Below are 20422 nucleotides of genomic sequence, written 5' to 3'. Positions count from 1 at the left end.
CATGCGTGAATTCCTGATCTTCCAGTCGCTCTGGGCAATGCTCGATCACAGAGGCCGGTGCGACCTCTCTCTGGAGGCACAACTGGAGAAAATAGCGGCAGCCGGATTCGACGGAGTGACCGATCACTTCTGGGTAACCGAGCATGTCCAGCGCCTGTCATCGGCAGCCAGGGCTCAGGGTTTGCAGATCGAAGGCCAGTTGTTCCCGCGAACCGTGGATGATCTGGCCAGGGCAATCGATGTGATTTCACCTTATGGTTGCCATCACCTCACCTTGCAAGCGGATGTACAGCCACGCACCTTGCGCCAGGCCATCGACCTGCTCGAAGGCTGGCAGCGGCTGGCCGAACAGGCAGACTTCCCGATTCTGGTGGAAACCCATCGCTATCGCATCACCAGCGACTTGCTGTTCACCCTGGATATCCTCGCCGAAATGCCGGATCTCAAACTTCTGGCCGACCTGTCCCATTACGTGGTGGGTCGGGAACTGCCCGTACCGCCTGCCCCGGAAGATGAAGAACACTTGCAGACCATCCTGCGTCACAGTTGGGGGTTTCATGGCCGGGTTGCCAGCAGTGAACAGGTGCAGATTCCCATCACCTTCGCCCAGCATCAGCCTTGGCTGGACTACTTCCTCAAGCTCTGGCGCTACGGCATGGAGGACTGGCTGAGCCGCCCGGTCAACGAAACAGGCAGCCTGTCCTTCACCTGCGAACTGGGTCCGCCGCCCTACGCCATCACCGGCGCAGACGGACGCGACATCACCGACCGCTGGGCCGAAGCGCTGTTGCTCAAACGCCTGGTCGGTGAACTCTGGCAGGAGTGCCTGGCGGCTTAGGCTCTTTACGAAAAGTAAAGTCGCAAACATCTCATGGCGCAGGCGAGTGATGTCATTGTTTCAAAACTTTTCGCCAGCTTGTCATAACGTGTCCCACCCCTTCTGCTCTCTTTGAGCCAGCCAAACATGCGTCCAATGATGTTGCGCTGTATGTATTTTGGGCTTATCGAACAGCCGGGGAAGCGCGTTTTTTTGCTTTCGTTGTCTACGAGGGCGACCACAGCGACTAGTAGATGAGCATAAGCAATATCGCTGGCTGACCAACCGACAGCTCGAAGTAGAGCGGTATACCGCTTGCATCGCAAAGCATGTAGATTTTGGTCGTCAAACCTCCGCGACTATGCCTTCACGCATGATCTTCGGGTTCTTCAGACTTCCTTTTTTGCCAGCACCTGATGAGGCCCGAGTTGTGCGCACTTCGGTGGAGTCGGTCATCATGCGCCACTGCTGATGGTCGCCTATGTCGCACTTGTGCTCGTGCTGGTTCTGGAGCTGGTTGGTGCCCGTATGCTGAGTCGCGACAAACCTGCAGTGGTAAGGGCTGGATGAGCCAGGTCGATGGATCTGGCGCATTTGGGTATAGGTGTACGACCCTACATCAGGTTATTCGAATCCCTCCTCAGACTCACGATACTGCTCCTCCTCATCTCGCTGGTCTTGCGCAGATTGCTGTAAATGCAACTGCAACGTGCGGATCGTTGAGTGGCTTTCGGGTTTCACTTGGAGTGAAAGTTTGCCAAGTAGGCATGCGTACGTTCCCATCAATTCATCACGCAAGAACAGACCACGTGGCCCTAAACGTAACCCGTACGCTTTTAACACTGCGATCTGGTCGGGTGCACGATTCAAAACTCTCAACGCGAGCGGCGTCCATGACTCTGGCTGACTGAGGGCAGAATACTGAAATAACGGAACGATCAGGGCTGCAAAGGGATATCGAGAAACAGGCTCGTGCTGACACCAATCAATGACATCATCAGTAGCAAACCCGTCAGTCGGAGTGTTTTCGGCCTCATCGAAGACATACAGTATTGAGGCGTGTTCATCACGCCCACTTGCTCCCCCTTCAAACAAAACATCCAGAGTGACGTGTGGGTACGCTGTTATCAGGGCGCTTATTGTCTGCCTGTAAGCAAGTGGATGAACGATTTTGTGCATGACAGCACACTTCAAGCGCTCGAACACAACCCTGGCGGTACTGGCATGCTCCGGTTGCGACAGGCAGAGCTTGATCAACCTGCTTAACGGCGCATCGCTGTAGTCTGCATTGCTCACGAACTGGCTGTGGTCGAGAACCGTGCGACCGGCTTCCAGCAGCAACGGGTCAACTTGCCTGTCATTCCCTAAATCAAAATTGACGCGCAAGGAGAGAATTTGCATCGCCAAAAGAAAGCTATCGGGTTGTTTGATGAGCGCCAGCAACAGACGACTCAAATCTGCCGCCCACATAGATAGAACAACCGGTGAATGCGCTAGATGCGCTAGGTTCGATACCGGAATGCCGTGCGTTGCAAGCCCAGTCATAATCCGCTGAAACTCACGCTCATCAAAACTGTTGGCGTTTTGCAGTTGCGCTATGAATGGCAGTAACGCCGGTTCATGGAGAGCACCGTCCAGTAGATCCTGAACAAGCGATTTGTCGTTAAGCTCTACCTTATGCAAAAAGCCTTTCAGCAGTCGAACGCTGACAGGTGCCACCGGCGCGAGCTTGAAACTCTCGACAAGCGCGCTCCATGTCGCGGGTAAATCCGTAGAAGCCCCTGCAATACCCTCACCGACTTGCCAAGTGCTCAGACCACCGCTGAACAACATTGAAGATAGGCGAGTAAATGCAGAGCTATGCATTGCCAAATCAGCGCCGACCTGCAAGGGATCAGGCCCACGCCCGGCATCTTTCATAACGCAAAAAAACTCAATCGACTCGTCGCCAGCAATCGCAAGCAGCCGATCTTCCAGCGTAACCGGCCCCATTTCATCGATGAGCGCTCGCAGTTTTTTTCGATGAGCTGTGCTGAAGCTTTCTCCATCATTCAACAGAGCCCGCTCGCCGGCGACCCAAGCGTCACGATGAAAGCGCCCTGAAAGCAGTACTTTCACGGATGAAAATAGTGTGTCTAGCAATTGCTCCCGACCACATAGCCGGCGCAACGCAAAAACGAAACAATCCTGCAATCCCGCCTTCAACACCTCGTTTTCTGCGCACTGGCATATGAATCCCAACACTGAGTCCAGCCAGCCCTGACGATCCTTTTCACTCAGAGGGACAAACCCCTCGCTCACGGATGATGCCTCGAAATTCATAGCAGCAGTTGTGCTAGGGCCTACGCTACCCAACATGGCATCCAGACATTTAAACCCCAGAGTCCGGAATTCAACCACCTGAGACATCAGTAGGGGCTCGACGACCAGCAGCCTTCCCGCACAAGGGACAGACACTTCTCCTCGGCCCATGAAAAATAACGAAGCAGCAAGCTCTGCAGCGTTTTTTGCCACCTCAGCATCAGAAGAGTCCACCGCAACGTTTTTCAGCAAATCGAAAGCGCGCTCAAAAAGCCCGTCACAACAGGCCAGCCGGTGAATAGAGGCGGCATATCGCCCCAAGATGCGGGGCGAATAATCGCCTCGCTCAAGCACACGTATGGCCAGTGAAGGCATCAGTGGCGCAACATTGAGAAACATTGCTAGCTGCTCGTCCGTTGACGCTGTCAGGTCTGCAAGGTAACCGCCCGTACCTAACCAGCGCTTGATGATTCCGAGCGCCTGAGCATCTGCGTGAAGAAACGAAAATCGTGTGGAGAGCGATACAAGCATCCGCGCACTGAAACGACTCATTTGCTGCTCAAGAATTGGCGCTGAAGTATCCCGGAGCAGACCTAACGCCAGCCGATTGGCCAGAGCATGGGGCAACACCGCCATCCATTTGCCTCGTTTCTGAATCAGATCGCGCCTTAGCAACTCTTGGGCATGCCGGTAAATTTCTTGAGCGGATTGCCCGACCAGCTCAGCCAGTAAAGGGATTTCGGACTCCTCCCCAGCCAATGACTCCCACTGAAACGAGTAGACTATTGAAAGCGCCTGGGCGGCGCGAAACAACGCTACGTCAGGCTGGTGTTTCTGCACGAACAGCCTTTGAAAAAGCTCATCATCGGAAATCCCGGCAATATGCTCGGACGACTTAAAGGTGCTCGCAAGGGCCAGTGCAATCCTTGCATTGCCGCCGGAAGCCTGCGCGATGGTCGCGGCGCCCTGTTGCCTGATGTTATGGCAGCGAAGCCGTACCAACTGTGCCGTCAGATGGTATGACGCAGGCCCCAGCTTGATGACCTGAGTATGCTCGGGCTGATCATCACGCACGTCATATTCGACCGTGATGATACTGACTAGACCATTTGGGGCCTGGCAAAGGGCGGATAGGCCACGGTGCACATCCTGCGGGCAGTTATCGACAATAACCACTGCCGAACGGCGACGGGCGATCAAGTCCGATATCACCCGCAGTGGATGTGGATCAGGATGATTCGAGAAGTTGGTATAGAACACACGCGATGCTGGAAGAGCATCCTGCCCGACCCGCTTATCGAATAGCGCCTGCAGCAAGCGGGTCTTGCCTACCCCTGAAAGACCCACCATCCGCAAAACCTTGCGCGGCGTACCCAAGGCAGTCCGAAGCCTCGCGATCGCCTCCATGACCGACAAAGCCGAAGCATCCTCAGGGTCGTTAATCGTCACCCTGGGTTCGTCATCAAGCAAATACTCCTCTTTCACGTCCCGATCGCTGGCGCTCCATGAACCAAAGGGATGCCAGCCAGAAACCGCCTGACCGATTCGCTCCTTAACCCAGACTATCAGCGCAGGATGCCTACGCACCCAAGTAGCGAGCTGGCCTCGATCATAAAACAACGTTGTGAGCTGATCGGCATTCGCCACACCGGAAAGCGCATCACGCATAGCGTCATTGCGCTCGGTAAGAGCACTATCGGCTGTCGAGCCGCTACTGCTCACAATAATGTAAGCACCGCCCACAGCCGCCAACTTGACAATGGATTCACGGATGACACCTTTGGGCCGCATTTCGGTGATGATTTCACCTTTTGGCATATCAGGCTTCTTGACCTGAAAACCTGTCGAGACCGAAGGGATAAAGCCATCGACGAGCGCACCAACAGGTAACTCAACCCGCACATCGATCCCGCCATCGGGGGCTGTCTGGGAGCCTCCCCATGTCACCGCTGCAGTTGAATGCCCTGTCAGATCCAATTCGGCTTCACACAAAAGACCAACCAACGCCCTGAGGTCAGTGTCGTTAAGTGCGGCGACATGATCGCCAGTGATATCCAGCATGGATCTTCCTTGAAGAGGCCGTAACAGGGGGCAGTTTCGCGCACTATACAGGCAGGCAGAGACTCATAACACGGTGCGAGTCCTACACCTGTAGTGCTATGTAGTTAAATCGCACGGGAAGAAACCGAACCAGACCGACACCACAATTTATTCCTTATGCCTGCGAAACCCCTTTGAGCACCTGCGCCAGTTCCTCATCCGACAAAGGCTGATCGAGTACCGCATAGGCATTGAAAAAAGCCCCCAATGCCCGGGCTGTTGACTCGCAGAGATACTGACTGGTGGGGCTCTTGAGGACCCCGAGCAAGCCCGGCAACAGGATTTCAGCCTGATGCAACGCATGGAAGTGCTGGGCCATGATCATTGGATCACTGCGGGTGAGCGTGCCTGCTTCCATCTGCCCTTCCAGGTAAGAGGCAAGCGCCTTCAGCCCTTTGGCCGGCCCCGTCGCGTAGAACATTTCACCGATGTCGCTTCGCCCGGAGATGGCAATCATCGTTCGCATGATCTGCAATGTCTGCTCATCGGTCATCAGCCTGCTCAAGCTGTAGCCGACTCTCGCCAAAACCACTACCAGCGGTTCCTCGGTAGACCCCAGCGAATCAAACAGCGGGCCTAGCAGACTCTCGGCAGCGCTGTGTGCAACCGCGACGAAAAGCTCTTCCTTGTTGGCAAAGTAACCGTAAAGCGTGCGTTTCGAGCCGCCGACCCGGGCAGCAATCTGCGACATCGATGCACCCTCGAAACCGGCCTCCAGAAAAACCTGAGAAGCCGCTTCAAGGATGGCTTCGCGCTTGGCTTCTGTCCTGACGCGCATATGAGACTCCTGATAAACGGTCGCCAATAGTACACCAGACTGGGCAGTTTAGGTTGACGCCCCGAAAAGCCATTATTAGTATACCGACCAGTACCGTTTTAAAAATCAACCGCCTCCTCACTCGCCCGGAGAACGCCCTTGCGCCCTGTAGCCAGCCGTCACAGCCTGAGTCTTTGTATTGTTTTTGCGCTTGCATCACCCTTGCTGCTGACGGCGTGCGGCAACCCGCCCGGCGGGCCTCCACCCGCAGAAGGTACTCCGGTGATGGGCATCACGACGGTCAAGTCCCAGCCCGTCGACCTGACCACAGAGCTTCCCGGACGCACGACTCCGTACCTGATCGCAGAAGTTCGTCCTCAGGTGAACGGCATCATTCAGGAACGTACTTTCCGCGAAGGGGCTGACGTCAAGGCAGGCGAAACGCTGTACCGGATTGACCCGGCCACCTACAAGGCCAGTTACGACAATTACCTGGCCACCCTCGGCAAGGCCCAGGCCAATCAGCGTTCCTTGCGCCTCAAGGCAGAACGTTACAAGGAGCTGATTACCATCAAGGCCGTCAGTCAGCAGGAATACGATGACACCGACGCCGAGCTGGGACAGGCCAATGCCGAGGTCAATGCCGCCAAGGCAAACGTCGAAAGTGCTCGCATCACGCTCGCCTATACCCGAGTCACAGCCCCTATATCCGGGCGCATCAGTAAATCGGCCGTCACCCCCGGCGCACTGGTGACCGACAGTCAGACCACGGCGCTGACCACCATTCAGCAACTCGATCCCATCTATGTAGACGTGACTCAGCCCAGCATGTCGCTGCTGCGCCTCAAGCGCTCCATGGCACGTGGCGAACTGGAGAAGTCCGGTGAATCCGCTGCCAGAGTCCGGTTGATGCTGGAGGACGGCAGTCAGTATCCGTTCGAGGGGCGACTGGAGTTCTCGGACGTCACAGTGGACCAGAATACCGGCTCCATCACCTTGCGGGCCGTTTTCCCCAACCCTCAGGCAGAACTGCTGCCGGGCATGTATGTGCGTGCGGTGCTGCAGGAAGGCACTCAACAAAACGGCATCCTGATCCCGCAACAGGCTGTTTCGCGCAACAGTGCAGGCAAGCCCGTTGTTTATGTCGTCGGCAAGGACAGCAGACTCGAACTCCGTGCCCTGGATACCGATCGCACCGTTGGCGACCAATGGCTGGTCCGGTCAGGCCTGCAACCTGGCGAGCAGATTGTGGTGGACGGCATCCCGCGTGCCCAGCCGGGTGCCGAAGTCAAGACGACGCCCTGGCAGCCCAAGGCTGTTACTGCGAACGCTCCCTCATCAGCGCCAGCCAGCGCCTCGAACTAAGCCGGACGGTCCCCTATGTCGCGTTTTTTCATTGACCGCCCCATTTTTGCCTGGGTGCTTGCCATTATCGTGATGCTGGCGGGCGTCATGTCGATCCTCACCTTGCCCATCGCGCAGTACCCCAGCATTGCCCCGCCGGCAATCGCCATCACTGCCACCTACCCCGGCGCGTCGGCGAAAACCCTGGAGGACAGCGTCACCCAGGTCATCGAGCAGAAGATGAAGGGCCTGGATCGACTGAGCTATATGGCGTCGACCAGTGAATCCTCGGGCACTGCCACCATTACCCTGACATTCGAAAACGGCACCGACCCCGACACCGCACAGGTCCAGGTGCAGAACAAACTTTCGCTGGCAACGCCACTGCTGCCACAGGAAGTCCAGCAACAGGGTGTCACCGTTGCCAAGTCGGCAACCAACTTCCTCAACGTGCTCGCCTTCACTTCCGAAGACGGCAGCATGAGCGATACGGACCTCGCCGACTATGTCGCGGCCAACGTGCAGGAAACGATCAGTCGTCTGGATGGGGTCGGCGACACCACCCTCTTCGGCTCTCAATACGCCATGCGCATCTGGCTCGATCCGAACAGACTGATCAACTTCGGGCTTACACCCATTGATGTCTCCAATGCGATCAAGGCACAGAACGCACAGGTCTCGGCGGGCCAGTTGGGCGGCTTGCCACTGGCTCCGAACCAGCAGATCAATGCGACCATCACCGCCCAGACCCGGCTGAAGACCGCCGAGGAGTTCAGAAACATTCTGCTGCGCACCCAGACCGATGGCTCTCAGGTACGCCTCAAGGATGTTGCCCGAATCGAGCTGGGAGCCGAGTCTTACACGACCTCCAGTCGTTACAACGGCAAACCGGCGACAGGTCTGGCCATCAAGCTGGCTCCGGGCGCCAACGCACTGGACACGGTCAAGGCAATCGATGCCAGCCTCGCAGAGCAGGAGAAGTTTTTTCCGCCCGGCATGAAAGTGCAGAAGCCTTATGACACGACGCCTTTCGTGAGGATCTCGATCAAGCAGGTCGTCCAGACGCTGGTCGAAGCCGTGGCGCTGGTTTTCCTGGTGATGTTTCTGTTCCTGCAAAACCTGCGCGCCACATTGATCCCGACCATCGCGGTGCCTGTGGTGTTGCTGGGCACCTTTGGTGTACTGGCGGTTTTCGGGTTCACCATCAATACATTGACCATGTTCGCCATGGTCCTGGCCATTGGTCTGTTGGTGGATGACGCCATTGTCGTGGTGGAGAACGTCGAACGGGTCATGGAGGAAGAAGGCCTGCCTCCCAAGGAGGCCACACGCAAATCCATGACACAGATCAGCGGTGCGCTGGTCGGCATCGCTCTGGTTCTGGCCGCGGTGTTCGTTCCGATGGCGTTCTTCGGGGGCTCGACCGGCGTGATCTATCGCCAGTTCTCCATCACCATCGTTTCGGCCATGACCCTGTCGGTGCTGGTGGCATTCGTACTGACTCCCGCACTCTGCGCGACAATGCTCAAACCCTCTCACGGCCTGACCAACAAAGGATTCTTTGGCTGGTTCAACCGCACATTCGACCGGGGCAACAAGCGCTACCAGGGCGTCGTGACGCACATGCTGGGCAAGGGACGCCGATATATGCTCGTCTACGCGGTGCTGCTGGCCGCTGTCGTGTTCGGATTCAGCAAGCTTCCGGGCGGTTTTCTCCCTGAAGAAGACCAGGGCACCTTGTTCGCTCTGGTCCAATTGCCACCAGGCGCGACACAGACCCGTACCAACGAGGTCCTGCGAGAGGTCGAACACCATTTCCTGGTGGATCAGAAAGACTCGGTCGAGGGCATGTTTGCCGTCATGGGCTTTAGCTTTGCCGGCAGCGGGCAGAACGTCGGCTTTGCTTTCGTCAAGCTACGTCCATGGGACCAGCGAACCGGCAAGGATCAGAGCGTCACGGCTGTGGCGGCAAAGGCCGGTGCTTTCTTTGCCAGCATCCGTGACGCCAAGGTGTTTGCCTTCGCGCCACCTGCCGTGTCTGAACTGGGCAACGCATCGGGCTTCGATCTGATGCTCCAGGACAAGGCCAACCTCGGTCACGAAGCACTCATGCAGGCGCGCAACCAGTTGCTGGCCGACTTGAGCAAGGATGATCGACTGGTCGCCATACGCCCCAACGGTCAGGAAGATGCTCCGGAATTCAAACTGGAGATAGACACGCACAAGGCTGAAAGCCTGGGCGTTTCGATTGATGACATCAATACGGTATTTTCCAATGCCTGGGGCAGCAGCTATGTAAACGACTTTATCGACAAGGGCCGCATCAAGAAGGTGATGCTGCAAGGTGAAGCCACTTACCGGATGCTGCCGGAAGACATCCGCCGTTGGTATGTGCGAAACAGTGCCGGCACCATGGTGTCGTTCGATGCCTTTTCCAAAGGCGAGTGGATGCTGGCTTCTCCACGCCTCGAACGCTACAACGCCGTACCGTCGGTGGAAATTCTCGGTATGGGCATGCCCGGACGCGCCTCAAGCGGCGAAGCCCTGCAGATCGTCGAGGCGGCAATCGCAAAGCTGCCAGCAGGTATAGGTTTTCAGTGGACCGGCATTTCCCTTCAGGAAAAAGCCTCCAGCGGCCAGACGACACTGCTCTACAGCCTGTCGATCCTGATCGTGTTCCTTTGTCTGGCAGCACTTTATGAAAGCTGGTCGATCCCGGTCTCGGTGCTTCTGGTGATTCCTTTGGGCGTATTCGGCGCACTGCTGGGCGCAATGCTGACCTGGAAGCTCAATGACGTGTATTTCCAGGTCGCCCTGCTTACTACCATCGGCCTGGCTTCAAAGAACGCCATTCTGATCGTCGAGTTTGCCAAAGAGCAGCACGAGGCCGGAAAGAGTCTTGTGGAAGCCGCACTCGAAGCCGCCCGCATGCGCTTGCGACCGGTCTTGATGACATCGATTGCTTTCATCCTCGGCTGTGTGCCTCTGGTCATGAGCAACGGTGCCGGATCAGGCGCACAAAATGCCCTGGGAACAGCGGTGATTGGCGGCATGCTGTCCGGGACGATCCTGGCGATCATCTTCGTTCCGCTGTTTTACGTGATGGTGTCGCAACTGTTCCATGGCAAGCGAAGCCCTGAATCAGCACTGCCGGATACCTCGAAAGAGACTTGAAAAATCTCATCGGGCTCAGTGGGCACAGGTCGTGAGACCGGTACTCACTGAGCCGCCAGCTTTCCACATCTGAACGCCAGACACCCAAAAGCGACAAACGGCAGCCTCTGTTCCCCCTCAAAGCGACGAAAGGTCTAGTCAGGTGCTATTCAGAAAAGTTCCGCAGGAGTACTTTTGGATCCAATGAAAGTGCAGTTCATCCGCAGGAGCACCGATGAAAATTCAATCTTGTTTGCTGGCACTCTTGATCCCCGTTTTCTCTGCCCATGCCGCCGAGAAAAACATTATCGTTCCCAGCGATCCGAACGGAAACTACGCTCTGGTAGAAAAAAGCGGAAACGCCGGGAAGCGTGTAGTCGTCACCAAACGTGAAGGTTTTCTGGGCGTGATGTATTCAAAGCGCGTCTATGACTGCCAGAACCGTACGGTGAATCTGGTGGGTACCGGAGCAACGCTGGAGATCCTGGAACAATCGCGCCCGGTCAGCGGCATGGGCCCGATCATTCGAGACTCAACGGCTGAAGATATTCATGCCGAAGCCTGCAGTTGACCAGACACCGAAAACAAAAAGGGGCGCCTTCAACAGGCGCCCCTTTTTTGTGCCTAGAGCCAGGCTTTTATCTGCTGGCTGACAGCGTTGGTTGATATCCCGTAACGATCATGAAGGGTCGGCAAGGCGCCGGCATCCAGGAAGGCATCCGGCAATGCAATCTGCCGGAAGGTCGGGGTCACACCGTTACGCAGCAGCACACCCGCCACCGCTTCGCCCAGACCACCGATGATCGAGTGGTTTTCAGCCGTCACCACCAGTCGACCCGGTTTACGGGCTTCGGCCAGGATGGTCTGCTCGTCCAGCGGCTTGATGGTCGGAACATGCAATACCGCCACGTCCACACCATCGGCCTGAAGCTGCTTGGCCGCTTCCAGGGCGCGCATGGTCATAAGGCCTGTGGAAATGATCAACACATCATTACCGGTCCTGAGGGTTTTCGCCTTGCCCAGTTCGAAGGTGTAGCCATATTCGCCCAGCACCAGAGGCACGTTGCCCCGCAGTAGACGCATATAGACCGGGCCCTGATGCGCGGCGATGGCGGGTACTGCCTGTTCGATCTCCAGGGCATCGCAAGGGTCGACGATCATCAGGTTCGGCATGGCACGGAAGATCGCCAGATCATCGGTGGCCTGGTGGCTTGGGCCATAGCCGGTGGTCAGGCCCGGCAAACCGCAGACGATCTTGACGTTCAGGTTCTCTTCGGCAATTGCCATGCAGATGAAGTCATAGGCACGACGCGAGGCAAACACCGCATAGGTGGTCGCGAACGGTACGAAGCCTTCCCGGGCCATGCCCGCTGCGGCGCTCATCAGCAACTGCTCGGCCATGCCCATCTGGTAGAAACGCTCGGGGTGCGCCTTGGCGAAGATATGCAGGTCGGTGTATTTCGACAGGTCGGCAGACAGCCCGACGATGTCCTGACGCTGATCGGCCAGGGCCGCCAGGGCATGACCGAAAGGAGCCGAACGGGTCGCCTGCCCTTCGGAGGCAATCGAGGCGATCATGGCCGAGGTGGTGAGGCGTTTCTTCGGCGCTTCGCTGCCAGGCGTGGTGTTTTTCAAAGTGCTCATACGGTTCTCCCGGCTTCCAGCCCAGCGTCCAGATTATCCAGTGCGATATTCCATTCATGTTCATCCACACGAATGAAGTGGGTCTTTTCACGGTTTTCCAGAAACGGTACGCCCTTGCCCATGCGGGTATCGCAAATGATGACCCGCGGTTGTGTCCCGCTATGGTTGCGCGCTGCATCGAAGGCCTTGACCAGCGCGTCAAGATCGTTGCCATCCACCCGTTGGGTGAACCAGCCAAAGGCCTGCCAGCGGTCGACAATGGGTTCGAAGGCCAGAATTTCGCTGGAATAGCCGTCGGCCTGCTGGTTGTTCACATCGACAATGGCGATCAGGTTATCGAGCTTCCAGTGAGAGGCGGACATCACTGCTTCCCAGGTTGAGCCTTCATTCAATTCGCCATCGGACAGCAGGTTGTAGACGAAGGACGAGGATTGCTTGCGCTTGAGGCCCAGGCAGGCTCCTACCGCGATACCCAGCCCGTGGCCCAGTGAACCACCGGTGATTTCCATGCCCGGTGTATAGGCCGCCATTCCCGACATGGGCAGGCGGCTGTCATCGGAACCGTAGGTTTCCAGCTCATCGGCAGGAATGATTCCGGCCTCGATCAATGCGGCATACAGAGCAATCGCATAGTGGCCGATGGACAGGTAAAAACGGTCCCTGCCCTCCCACTCCGGGTCTTCGGGCCGATGGTTCATGGAGTGGAAGTAGGACACCGCCAGCAGGTCGGCAGCACCCAGCGCCTGGCCGACATAGCCCTGGCCTTGAACCTGCCCCATGAGCAAAGCATTACGGCGAATATTCAGAGCACGTTGCGCCAGGGTCAGGGCGCCGGTCGATGTATCAATAGCAGTCATTCGGGAAACTCCTCAACTTAGCGGTTGACCAGTGCAGCCGGGACACGCAGTACCAGAAAGGCACCAAAGATCAGCACGCCTGTAATCAGGTACATGCCAATGGCACTGGAGCCTGTAGTGGTCGTGATCCAGCCGATCAGATAGGGGGAACAGAAGCCGGCAAGGTTGGCGAAGCTGTTGACCGCCGCGATGCCAGCCGCTGCCGATACGCCACCCAGCAAGGTGGTGGGCAGCATCCAGAACAGCGATGACGCGGACAGGATTCCGGCGGCTGCCAGGCACAGGCTCATGATCGACAGCAGCAGATTGCCGCCCATCAAGGCTGCCAGGCTCAGGCCTGCCGCCCCGGCGATCATCGGGATCACCAGATGCCAGCGCCGCTCGCGATGCTTGTCACCGCTGCGCCCCATCAGCAGCATCGCGACGATGGCGCAGATATAAGGCACGCTGCTCAGCAGGCCGATGTGCAAGGGATCGGACACCCCGGCATTACGCACCAGCGTCGGCAACCAGAAGGTGATCGCGTACTGGCCCATGACCACGCAGAAGTAGATGCCCGCCAGCAGCCACAGACGTCGGTCGCGAATAAAGGCACCTGTGGATTCATGGACGACTTTCTGGCTGTTGTCTTCTTCAAGCTCACGCTGGACCAGCGCTTTTTCCTCGTCATTCAGCCAGGTGGCCTGATGCACGCCGTCCTTGAGATAGCCCAGGACCATCAAGCCGACCACCACGGTGGGAATGGCTTCGATGACGAACATCCATTGCCAGCCCGCCCAGCCGTGGTAACCGGCAAAGCTGTTCATGATCCAGCCGGACAGCGGCCCACCAATCATTCCGGAAAGAGGAATGGCGACAAACCACAGCACCGTCATGCGCGCACGACGATAGGACGGAAACCAGTAGGTGAGGTACAGCAGCAGTCCCGGAGCCAGGCCGGCTTCGGCAACCCCCAGCAGGAAGCGCAGCACATAGAACTGCCAGGCGGTTTCGACGAAGGCGAACAGCGCCGAAATGATCCCCCAGGTGATCATGATGCGGGCGATCCATATCCTTGCGCCGACACGGTGCAGGATGATGTTGCTGGGCACCTCGCACAGGAAGTAGCCGATGAAGAACATGCCGGCACCCAGGCCATAGACCGCTTCACTGAGGGCCAGGTCGTTCATCATCTGCAATTTGGCAAAGCCGACGTTGACCCGATCCAGATAGGCGCACAGGTAGCACAGCATCAGGAAGGGCATCAGCCGCCAGGCGGTCTTGCGATAAGCGTTGGAGCGCACGGTGGTGACCGCGTCCGCAGACAAGGTGGTCGTTGTCATGATGGTCTGATCTCTTGTTTTTATTGACCGCCAGGCTCGTGACCCGGCGGTATCATCGATACAGAACAGTACGGGCAGGATGGGCCCGCCCGGTTTAGTGAATCAGCATGCCGCCATTCACATCCAGGGTAATGCCGGTCAGGTACGAAGACAGATCGCTGGCCAGGAACAGTGCCGCATTGGCCACATCCTGAGCCACGCCCAGACGTCCGAGGGGAATGCCGTCGATAATCGCGTGGCGACGCTCATCCTGCATCAGACCGCCAGTGATGTCCGTATGGATCAGGCCTGGCGCAATGGAGTTGACCCGCACATTGTCAGGTCCCAGCTCACGCGCCATGGCCTTGGCCAGCCCCAGTACACCGGCCTTGGCCGCGCTGTAGTGAGGGCCGCCGAAGATACCGCCACCGCGCTGGGCGGAAACCGAAGACATGCACACGATGCTGCCGCTGGCCTGCTTGCGCATGGCCGGGATCACCGCCTGAGACATGAGCAATGTGCCACGCAGGCTGACATCCAGCACCTTGTCGTAATCGCTGCGACCGATGTCCAGAGTCTTGAGTGGCTGAGTGATACCGGCGTTGTTGACCAGTACATCGATACGGCCAAAGTGTTCCAGAATGCGGGCCACCGCCTGGCTGACGTGAGCTTCGTCCGCCACGTTGGCAGCCAGTCCCAGATGACCTTCACCCAGAGAAGCGGCGGCGTCACGGGCGGCTGACTCGTCCAGGTCCAGAATGACCACGCGAGCGCCCTGCTGGGCAAACGTAGCGGCAGTGGCTCGGCCGATGCCTCGTGCAGAGGCGGCGCCGGTGATGATTGCGATCTTGTCTTTAAGAATCATGGGCAGGGTTTTCCTGATTTGTTTTTATTGGATCGACCCAGGTCGAATCGATGACTCAGCTTGTGCCCCACCCCGAACCTGAGCAATAACGCGACTTTCAGCAAGTGCTGAAAAAAAATCAGCACTCGGCCAATGAATCGGTGATATTTGGACGCAAAGAAAAGCTGACCAAGGCCGGATACCCGCATGCATACCCCAGGCGCCCCATCACTCAATCTGCCACCCCTGAAAGCCATTCAGGCCTTTGAACAGACCGCACGCTTCGGCAATGTGGCGCGGGCCGCCGAACAGCTCAACCTGACACCCTCGGCCGTGAGCCATCAACTGGCCAAGCTGGAATCCATGATCGGTCGGCAATTGTTCCTGCGCACGGCAAGAGGCGTGAGCCTGACGCCTGTGGGCGAACAATACCTGTCGGAAATTTCAGGGATACTGCACAGCTTCGCAGTGGCCACCGAACGGGCTGCCAGCGATATCAGCCTGGACTGTCTGCGGCTGCATTCGGCGCCCAGCTTCGGCTTCCTGTGGCTGATGCCGCGTCTGGAAAAATTCCGCCAGAGTAACCCCGATATCCAGCTGAACCTGTCGTGTTCCTACGAATCCCTGCATTTCAGCCGCGACAAGATCGATGTGGACATTCGCCATGGCCTCCCCGACTGGCCAACGCTGGAAGTACGCACGGTGCGCAACGAACAGATCGCGGTCATGGCCTCCCCGGCCCTGCTGCACAAAAGTCCCATCCATAGCGCAGCAGACCTGCTCGGCAGCCCACTGATCCTGTCCGAAGCAACCCTTATCAAATGGCCACAATGGTTTGCCCGGCACGGCCTTTCCCGCCCGGAAAAGCCCTACCCGCTGAGTTTCGACCGCTCATACATGGCCCTAGAAGCCGCCAGCCAGGGTCTTGGTTTTGCACTGGAAAGCACCCTGCTGGCCCAGAAATACCTGACCCGGGGCGATCTGGTGGTTGTATCACCTGAGGAGTTGAGTGCACCTATTACTGCTCATCACCTGGTATTCCCCAAGGCGCATGCGGGCTTTCCAAGGGTGAAGCGGTTTCTGGAGTGGATGCAGGATGAGTTGGGTGGGGATTTTTCGTATTGAGGGGGTGATAGATTTTCTTCAATGTGCGGGACTATCGCGAATGAATTGGCTCTGTCTGCATTAAGTGTTGCAAGTCTGTTAGAGCACTGCATCAGAGAAACCACAACACTTAACGAGGACAGAGCGAATTCATTCACGAAGCGGTATTGAACTGCGTGAACCTTTTCGCGGATAAATCCGCTCCTACAAGCCATTCCTGCAACAGCTCGGTCGTGCGCTGCGGATACTCCAGAGGCGGCAGATGGCCGCATTCGGGCAGGATCACCAGACGCGAACCGGCAATGCCTTGCCGGGTGAATTCGGACTCTTCTAGCGGCGTGATTTCATCGTTTTCACCGACGACGATCAGGGTCGGCACGCTGATCGTCTCCAGCAGTGAGCGGTAATCCTCGCGCTCGATGATCGCTTGCTGCTGACGAATGAAGCCTTCCCTGCCAATGGACTGGGCCATGTCCATGACCTGCTGTGCGGCGGCAGTCCCGATGCTGCGGGGATGGATGATTTTTGGCAGCAGATGAGGCGTCACGCCCATGAACTTGCCCAGCTTCGCCAGTTCCAGCAGGCCACGCCGGACTCTGGCCCGATCCTCGCTGTCAGGCCGCACCATGGTGTCGAACAGCGCCAGCGCCACCACACGCTCGGGGGCCTGACGCATGATTTCCATCGCCACATATCCGCCCATCGACAAGGCTGCCAGGGCAAAGAGCGGCGGAGCCTGTTCAAGCGTGCGCCGGGCCATTTGCGCGATGCTGTCGTCCTGGGCAAGGTCTGCCACGAAAACACTGCGTGAAGGCTCGAAAGCCGCCACTTGATGAGCCCAAAGCCGCTCATCGTTCAGCAAACCGGGCAAAAGAACGAGAGGAATGTTATTGCAAGGCAACGTGGCGCTCCTGGAGCAAAGGAAAAATACTCATACATGACATCTTCCGAACCCCATTCGGCACATCATTGAAGCGGTTCCCGCGCCTCCAGCAACTCCACAAACCGCCTGAGACTCTGGGAAACCGTCCCTCTGCGCCACACCAGCCAGGTTTGCAGAAAGCGGAATTTCTCGGACAGGGGCCAGATGCTTACTGTGGTACACCCCGGCATGCTTTCGAGCATGCTGCGCGGCATCAGCGCCAGGCCCGCCCCCGCGCTCACGCAGGCCAGCATCCCGTGGTAGGACTCCATTTCGTAGATCTTGCCCGGCACGGATGCATCGTCGGTGAACCAACTCTCGAAGTGATGGCGGTACGAGCAGTTGGCGCGAAAGGCGTAGATGCTTTCACCGTTCACATCCAGCCCCCGGGTGACGGGCGCATGGTTGAGCGGTGCGATGATCACCATCTCTTCCTCGAAGACCGGCACGCCTTCCAGCGCCGGATGCAGCACCGGTCCATCGACAAACGCCGCCACCAGACGCCCGGACAGCACACCATCGATCATGGTGCCGGAAGGTCCCGTGGACAGGTCCAGTTCGACCTTGGCGTATTGCTGGTTATAGGCCGCCAGCAGCGCAGGAATACGCACCGCCGCCGTGCTCTCCAGCGAGCCCAGGGAAAACGGCCCATGGGGTTCTTCGCCGGAAATGGCCATGCGGGCCTCGTCCACCAAAGCCAGAATGCGCCGGGCGTAGTCCAGGAAATTCCAGCCAGCCGGTGACAGGCGCAAGCGATGCTTTTCACGTATGAACAGCTCGACGCCCAGATCGCTTTCCAGTTGCTTGATGCGCGTGGTCAGGTTCGAGGGTACACGATGGATATGCTGTGCCGCGGCGCTGATGCTGCCTTGTTCGGCAACGGCCTTGAATATTTCGAGCTGGACGAGATCCAATTCATTCTCCAAACGTGAAAGATACGATCATTATTATTCAGTTTAACGAAAAACAGCACGACGATACTCTGGCCCCATTCCCACCTACAAGAGGATGGCGTCATGACACAGATTTCCAGCCACACCCATGCAATTTCGATCAACCCGGCCAATGGTGAACAGGTCGGCCATTATGCGTTCGAGCCTGACTCGGCACTGGATGACGCGCTTTCACGTGCGGCTGAAGGTTATGCGTCATGGAAACGCAAGACGATCGATGAGCGCGCACAGTTGTTGATAGCACTGAGCAAGGCATTACGCGACAACACAACGTCCATGGCGCAGATGATCACCCGGGAAATGGGCAAGCCCATCGCCCAGGCCCGTGGCGAAATCGAGAAATGCGCGCAGCTCTGCGAGTGGTACGCCAGCCATGGCCCGGCCATGCTTGCACCGGAACCGACGCTGGTCGAGAACAACAAGGCGCGTATCGAATACCGCCCGCTTGGCCCGATCCTGGCCGTCATGCCATGGAACTTCCCGGTCTGGCAGGTGCTGCGCGGTGCCGTTCCGGTCCTGCTTGCCGGCAACACTTACGTGCTCAAACATGCGCCCAACGTGATGGGCTGCGCTTACCTGATACGCGATGCACTGCAACAGGCCGGTTTCCCGCAAGGTGTGTTTGAAGTGATCAACGTAACTCAGGAAGGCGTATCACGCGCCATTGCCGACCCGCGCATTGCCGCCGTGACCCTGACCGGCAGCGTACGGGCCGGGACTGCGATTGGCGCACAGGCAGGTGCTGCCTTGAAGAAATGCGTACTGGAACTGGGCGGCTCCGATCCCTTTATCGTGCTCAATGATGCCGATCTGGACGAAGCGGTAAAAGCCGCCGTGATCGGTCGTTATCAGAATACCGGTCAGGTCTGTGCAGCCGCCAAACGCCTGATCGTCGAACAGGGCGTTGTCGAAGACTTCACCCGCAAGTTCGTCGACGCCACTCGCCTGTTGGCGATGGGCGACCCATCGAGCCCGGAGACGTACATCGGCCCCATGGCCCGTTTCGATTTGCGTGACGAACTGGACCAGCAGGTGCAAGCAACGCTCGCCGAAGGGGCGACCTTGCTGCTGGGCGGTAAAAAGGCCGAAGGCGCTGGCAACTTCTATGAGCCCACCGTGCTGAGCGATGTCACCGATCAGATGACGTCTTTCAGAGAGGAATTGTTCGGCCCGGTAGCATCGATCATCACCGCCCGCGATGCCAGGCATGCACTGGAGCTGGCCAACGATAGCGAGTTCGGTCTGACCTCGACCATCTATAGCCGTAATATCGAACTGGCTGAACAACTGGCTGACGAGCTGGAAACAGGCGGCGTATTCATCAATGGCTATTGCGCCTCCGACCCACGCGTGGCCTTTGGCGGCGTGAAGAAAAGCGGCTTTGGTCGTGAGCTTTCACACTTTGGGGTGCGTGAGTTTTGCAACGCGAAAACCGTCTGGCTGGATCGCCGCTGATGGATTCAGGGGAGCCTTGCGCTCTAATGTCGATCAGTTAAGGTCAATGAATCACTTTGTGGGAGGCAGCTTGCTGGCGACTTTGGCAGACGCAGAATATCTGCCAGTTTCAAAGGCCCTCTCGCCAGCAAGCTGCCTCCCACAGGTTTTGTTTGTGCCTTGACTGATCGGCATTAGCCTTGCGCTCCCCTTTTCTACCGCCAGTTATTCCTCGTCACTCTCAACCCGCACCAGATCGCCGATGGCGTAAAAAGTCCCGCCAGCGATGTAGTGCAGGCTACGCCAGCGCGGATCGGTCGTCTCAAATGCCCAATGGCCATCCTTGAACGCTCGCTCATCGGCCCAGGCCGCCACCACTTCACCGATGAACAGGTCATAGGTCTGCTGGTTGTGGGGCTCGGGTATGAGCTTGCAGATCAGCCAGGCCGAGCAACCCGCCACCAGTGGCATCTCGTGCCCTTCAATACGAAACAGCTCGACGCCTGATTTTTCCAGCTTGTCCGGCATAAAGGTCAGGCTTTGCGTGCCGACGTCATAGACCTGTTGCACCTGTTCCACCGTCGGCACCTGCAGAGCGAAGTAACCGCTCTTTTCGACAAGCCCACGGGTTTTGGTCATCTTGTCGATGACCACCGTAACCTTGGGCGGAGAAAAGTCCAGAGCACAGGCCCATGAAGCCGACATGACGTTATGCGTCCCGCCATGGCTGGAGGAAACCAGCACGGCAGGACCGTGATTGATCAGTCTGTAGGCCTTCTCCAGATCGACTGGGCGAATACGGTTATCCACGAAAACTCCTTCAGATCGGGCAAGCGCAAAGGGCGCATTCTACTGACTAAGGAGTATTTCTGTAGGACTAATCGCTAACCT

At 57.7% G+C, this 20422-nt stretch carries 15 protein-coding genes and 1 pseudogene; 6 read left to right on the top strand and 10 right to left on the bottom strand.

Annotated features, from left to right (window positions below):
• The first annotated feature begins 1 nt into the window (after position 1).
• Positions 2 to 838 carry a sugar phosphate isomerase/epimerase family protein gene (locus KQP88_RS10295; RefSeq protein ID WP_216705588.1) on the top strand — a complete coding sequence of 279 codons (837 nt, stop codon included), beginning with the start codon at positions 2 to 4 and terminating at the stop codon, positions 836 to 838.
• Positions 839 to 843: 5 nt separating this feature from the next.
• Here the strand turns inward: KQP88_RS10295 and KQP88_RS25240 are convergent.
• The 3 genes and pseudogenes from KQP88_RS25240 to KQP88_RS10280 all read right to left on the bottom strand — a co-directional run.
• Positions 844 to 1273: pseudogene (locus KQP88_RS25240) on the bottom strand (transposase); the annotation flags it as partial.
• 168 nt (positions 1274 to 1441) lie between these two features.
• Positions 1442 to 5179 carry a hypothetical protein gene (locus KQP88_RS10285; RefSeq protein WP_216705586.1) on the bottom strand — a complete coding sequence of 1246 codons (3738 nt, stop codon included), beginning with the start codon at positions 5177 to 5179 and terminating at the stop codon, positions 1442 to 1444.
• 154 nt (positions 5180 to 5333) lie between these two features.
• Positions 5334 to 5996, bottom strand: coding sequence for a TetR/AcrR family transcriptional regulator (locus tag KQP88_RS10280; RefSeq protein ID WP_216705585.1), 663 nt, complete (start codon positions 5994 to 5996; stop codon positions 5334 to 5336).
• Positions 5997 to 6260: 264 nt separating this feature from the next.
• Between KQP88_RS10280 and KQP88_RS10275 the strand changes: the two genes are divergently transcribed.
• From KQP88_RS10275 to KQP88_RS10265, 3 genes are all read left to right on the top strand, one after another.
• Entirely contained in the window at positions 6261 to 7340 is a 1080-nt protein-coding gene (locus KQP88_RS10275) for an efflux RND transporter periplasmic adaptor subunit (RefSeq protein WP_407681835.1), read from the top strand.
• A 15-nt stretch (positions 7341 to 7355) separates the two neighbouring features.
• Positions 7356 to 10493 carry an efflux RND transporter permease subunit gene (locus KQP88_RS10270; RefSeq protein ID WP_216705584.1) on the top strand — a complete coding sequence of 1046 codons (3138 nt, stop codon included), beginning with the start codon at positions 7356 to 7358 and terminating at the stop codon, positions 10491 to 10493.
• Between the two features lie 214 nt (positions 10494 to 10707).
• A complete protein-coding gene (locus KQP88_RS10265) occupies positions 10708 to 11043 on the top strand; it encodes a hypothetical protein (protein WP_095067620.1) in 336 nt (111 codons plus the stop codon).
• 53 nt (positions 11044 to 11096) lie between these two features.
• On the opposite strand, the gene KQP88_RS10260 is transcribed toward KQP88_RS10265, so the two are convergent.
• The 4 genes from KQP88_RS10260 to KQP88_RS10245 form a co-directional block, all read right to left on the bottom strand.
• Positions 11097 to 12116 (bottom strand): transketolase family protein, encoded by a 1020-nt coding sequence (locus tag KQP88_RS10260; protein ID WP_216705583.1) that lies wholly within the window; start codon positions 12114 to 12116, stop codon positions 11097 to 11099.
• A complete protein-coding gene (locus KQP88_RS10255) occupies positions 12113 to 12973 on the bottom strand; it encodes a transketolase (protein WP_216705582.1) in 861 nt (286 codons plus the stop codon). The genes KQP88_RS10260 and KQP88_RS10255 overlap by 4 nt, the downstream gene beginning before the upstream one ends.
• A gap of 17 nt (positions 12974 to 12990) precedes the next feature.
• On the bottom strand, positions 12991 to 14295 hold the full coding sequence (locus KQP88_RS10250; protein WP_200992984.1) for an MFS transporter: 1305 nt from the start codon (positions 14293 to 14295) through the stop codon (positions 12991 to 12993).
• A gap of 94 nt (positions 14296 to 14389) precedes the next feature.
• Positions 14390 to 15139, bottom strand: a complete 750-nt coding sequence (locus KQP88_RS10245) for an SDR family NAD(P)-dependent oxidoreductase (RefSeq protein WP_198725896.1) — start codon at positions 15137 to 15139, stop codon at positions 14390 to 14392.
• Between the two features lie 186 nt (positions 15140 to 15325).
• On the opposite strand from KQP88_RS10245, the gene KQP88_RS10240 reads away from it, so the two are divergent.
• Positions 15326 to 16243, top strand: coding sequence for a LysR substrate-binding domain-containing protein (locus KQP88_RS10240; RefSeq protein WP_216705581.1), 918 nt, complete (start codon positions 15326 to 15328; stop codon positions 16241 to 16243).
• A 133-nt stretch (positions 16244 to 16376) separates the two neighbouring features.
• On the opposite strand, the gene KQP88_RS10235 is transcribed toward KQP88_RS10240, so the two are convergent.
• Positions 16377 to 17123 carry an alpha/beta fold hydrolase gene (locus tag KQP88_RS10235; RefSeq protein ID WP_216705580.1) on the bottom strand — a complete coding sequence of 249 codons (747 nt, stop codon included), beginning with the start codon at positions 17121 to 17123 and terminating at the stop codon, positions 16377 to 16379.
• 65 nt (positions 17124 to 17188) lie between these two features.
• On the bottom strand, positions 17189 to 18058 hold the full coding sequence (ptrR, locus tag KQP88_RS10230; protein WP_216705579.1) for a putrescine utilization regulator PtrR: 870 nt from the start codon (positions 18056 to 18058) through the stop codon (positions 17189 to 17191).
• 102 nt (positions 18059 to 18160) lie between these two features.
• On the opposite strand from ptrR, the gene KQP88_RS10225 reads away from it, so the two are divergent.
• Complete coding sequence (locus KQP88_RS10225) at positions 18161 to 19552, top strand: aldehyde dehydrogenase family protein (protein ID WP_216705578.1); 1392 nt, start codon at positions 18161 to 18163, stop codon at positions 19550 to 19552.
• A gap of 204 nt (positions 19553 to 19756) precedes the next feature.
• On the opposite strand, the gene KQP88_RS10220 is transcribed toward KQP88_RS10225, so the two are convergent.
• On the bottom strand, positions 19757 to 20341 hold the full coding sequence (locus tag KQP88_RS10220; protein WP_025259735.1) for a flavin reductase family protein: 585 nt from the start codon (positions 20339 to 20341) through the stop codon (positions 19757 to 19759).
• Positions 20342 to 20422 lie beyond the last annotated feature (81 nt).

The organism is Pseudomonas lijiangensis, from assembly GCF_018968705.1.
Classification (GTDB): Bacteria; Pseudomonadota; Gammaproteobacteria; order Pseudomonadales; family Pseudomonadaceae; genus Aquipseudomonas; species Aquipseudomonas lijiangensis.
Note: the sequence above shows the minus strand (reverse complement) of the source record. Positions and strands in the feature narration are given on the sequence as shown.

Coding starts and splice junctions, on each gene's coding strand:
- KQP88_RS10295 (WP_216705588.1), top strand. CDS start 2: ATGCGTGAATTCCTGATCTTCCAGTCGCTCTGGGCAATGCTCGATCAC.
- KQP88_RS10285 (WP_216705586.1), bottom strand. CDS start 5,179: ATGCTGGATATCACTGGCGATCATGTCGCCGCACTTAACGACACTGAC.
- KQP88_RS10280 (WP_216705585.1), bottom strand. CDS start 5,996: ATGCGCGTCAGGACAGAAGCCAAGCGCGAAGCCATCCTTGAAGCGGCT.
- KQP88_RS10275 (WP_407681835.1), top strand. CDS start 6,261: ATGGGCATCACGACGGTCAAGTCCCAGCCCGTCGACCTGACCACAGAG.
- KQP88_RS10270 (WP_216705584.1), top strand. CDS start 7,356: ATGTCGCGTTTTTTCATTGACCGCCCCATTTTTGCCTGGGTGCTTGCC.
- KQP88_RS10265 (WP_095067620.1), top strand. CDS start 10,708: ATGAAAATTCAATCTTGTTTGCTGGCACTCTTGATCCCCGTTTTCTCT.
- KQP88_RS10260 (WP_216705583.1), bottom strand. CDS start 12,116: ATGAGCACTTTGAAAAACACCACGCCTGGCAGCGAAGCGCCGAAGAAA.
- KQP88_RS10255 (WP_216705582.1), bottom strand. CDS start 12,973: ATGACTGCTATTGATACATCGACCGGCGCCCTGACCCTGGCGCAACGT.
- KQP88_RS10250 (WP_200992984.1), bottom strand. CDS start 14,295: ATGACAACGACCACCTTGTCTGCGGACGCGGTCACCACCGTGCGCTCC.
- KQP88_RS10245 (WP_198725896.1), bottom strand. CDS start 15,139: ATGATTCTTAAAGACAAGATCGCAATCATCACCGGCGCCGCCTCTGCA.
- KQP88_RS10240 (WP_216705581.1), top strand. CDS start 15,326: ATGCATACCCCAGGCGCCCCATCACTCAATCTGCCACCCCTGAAAGCC.
- KQP88_RS10225 (WP_216705578.1), top strand. CDS start 18,161: ATGACACAGATTTCCAGCCACACCCATGCAATTTCGATCAACCCGGCC.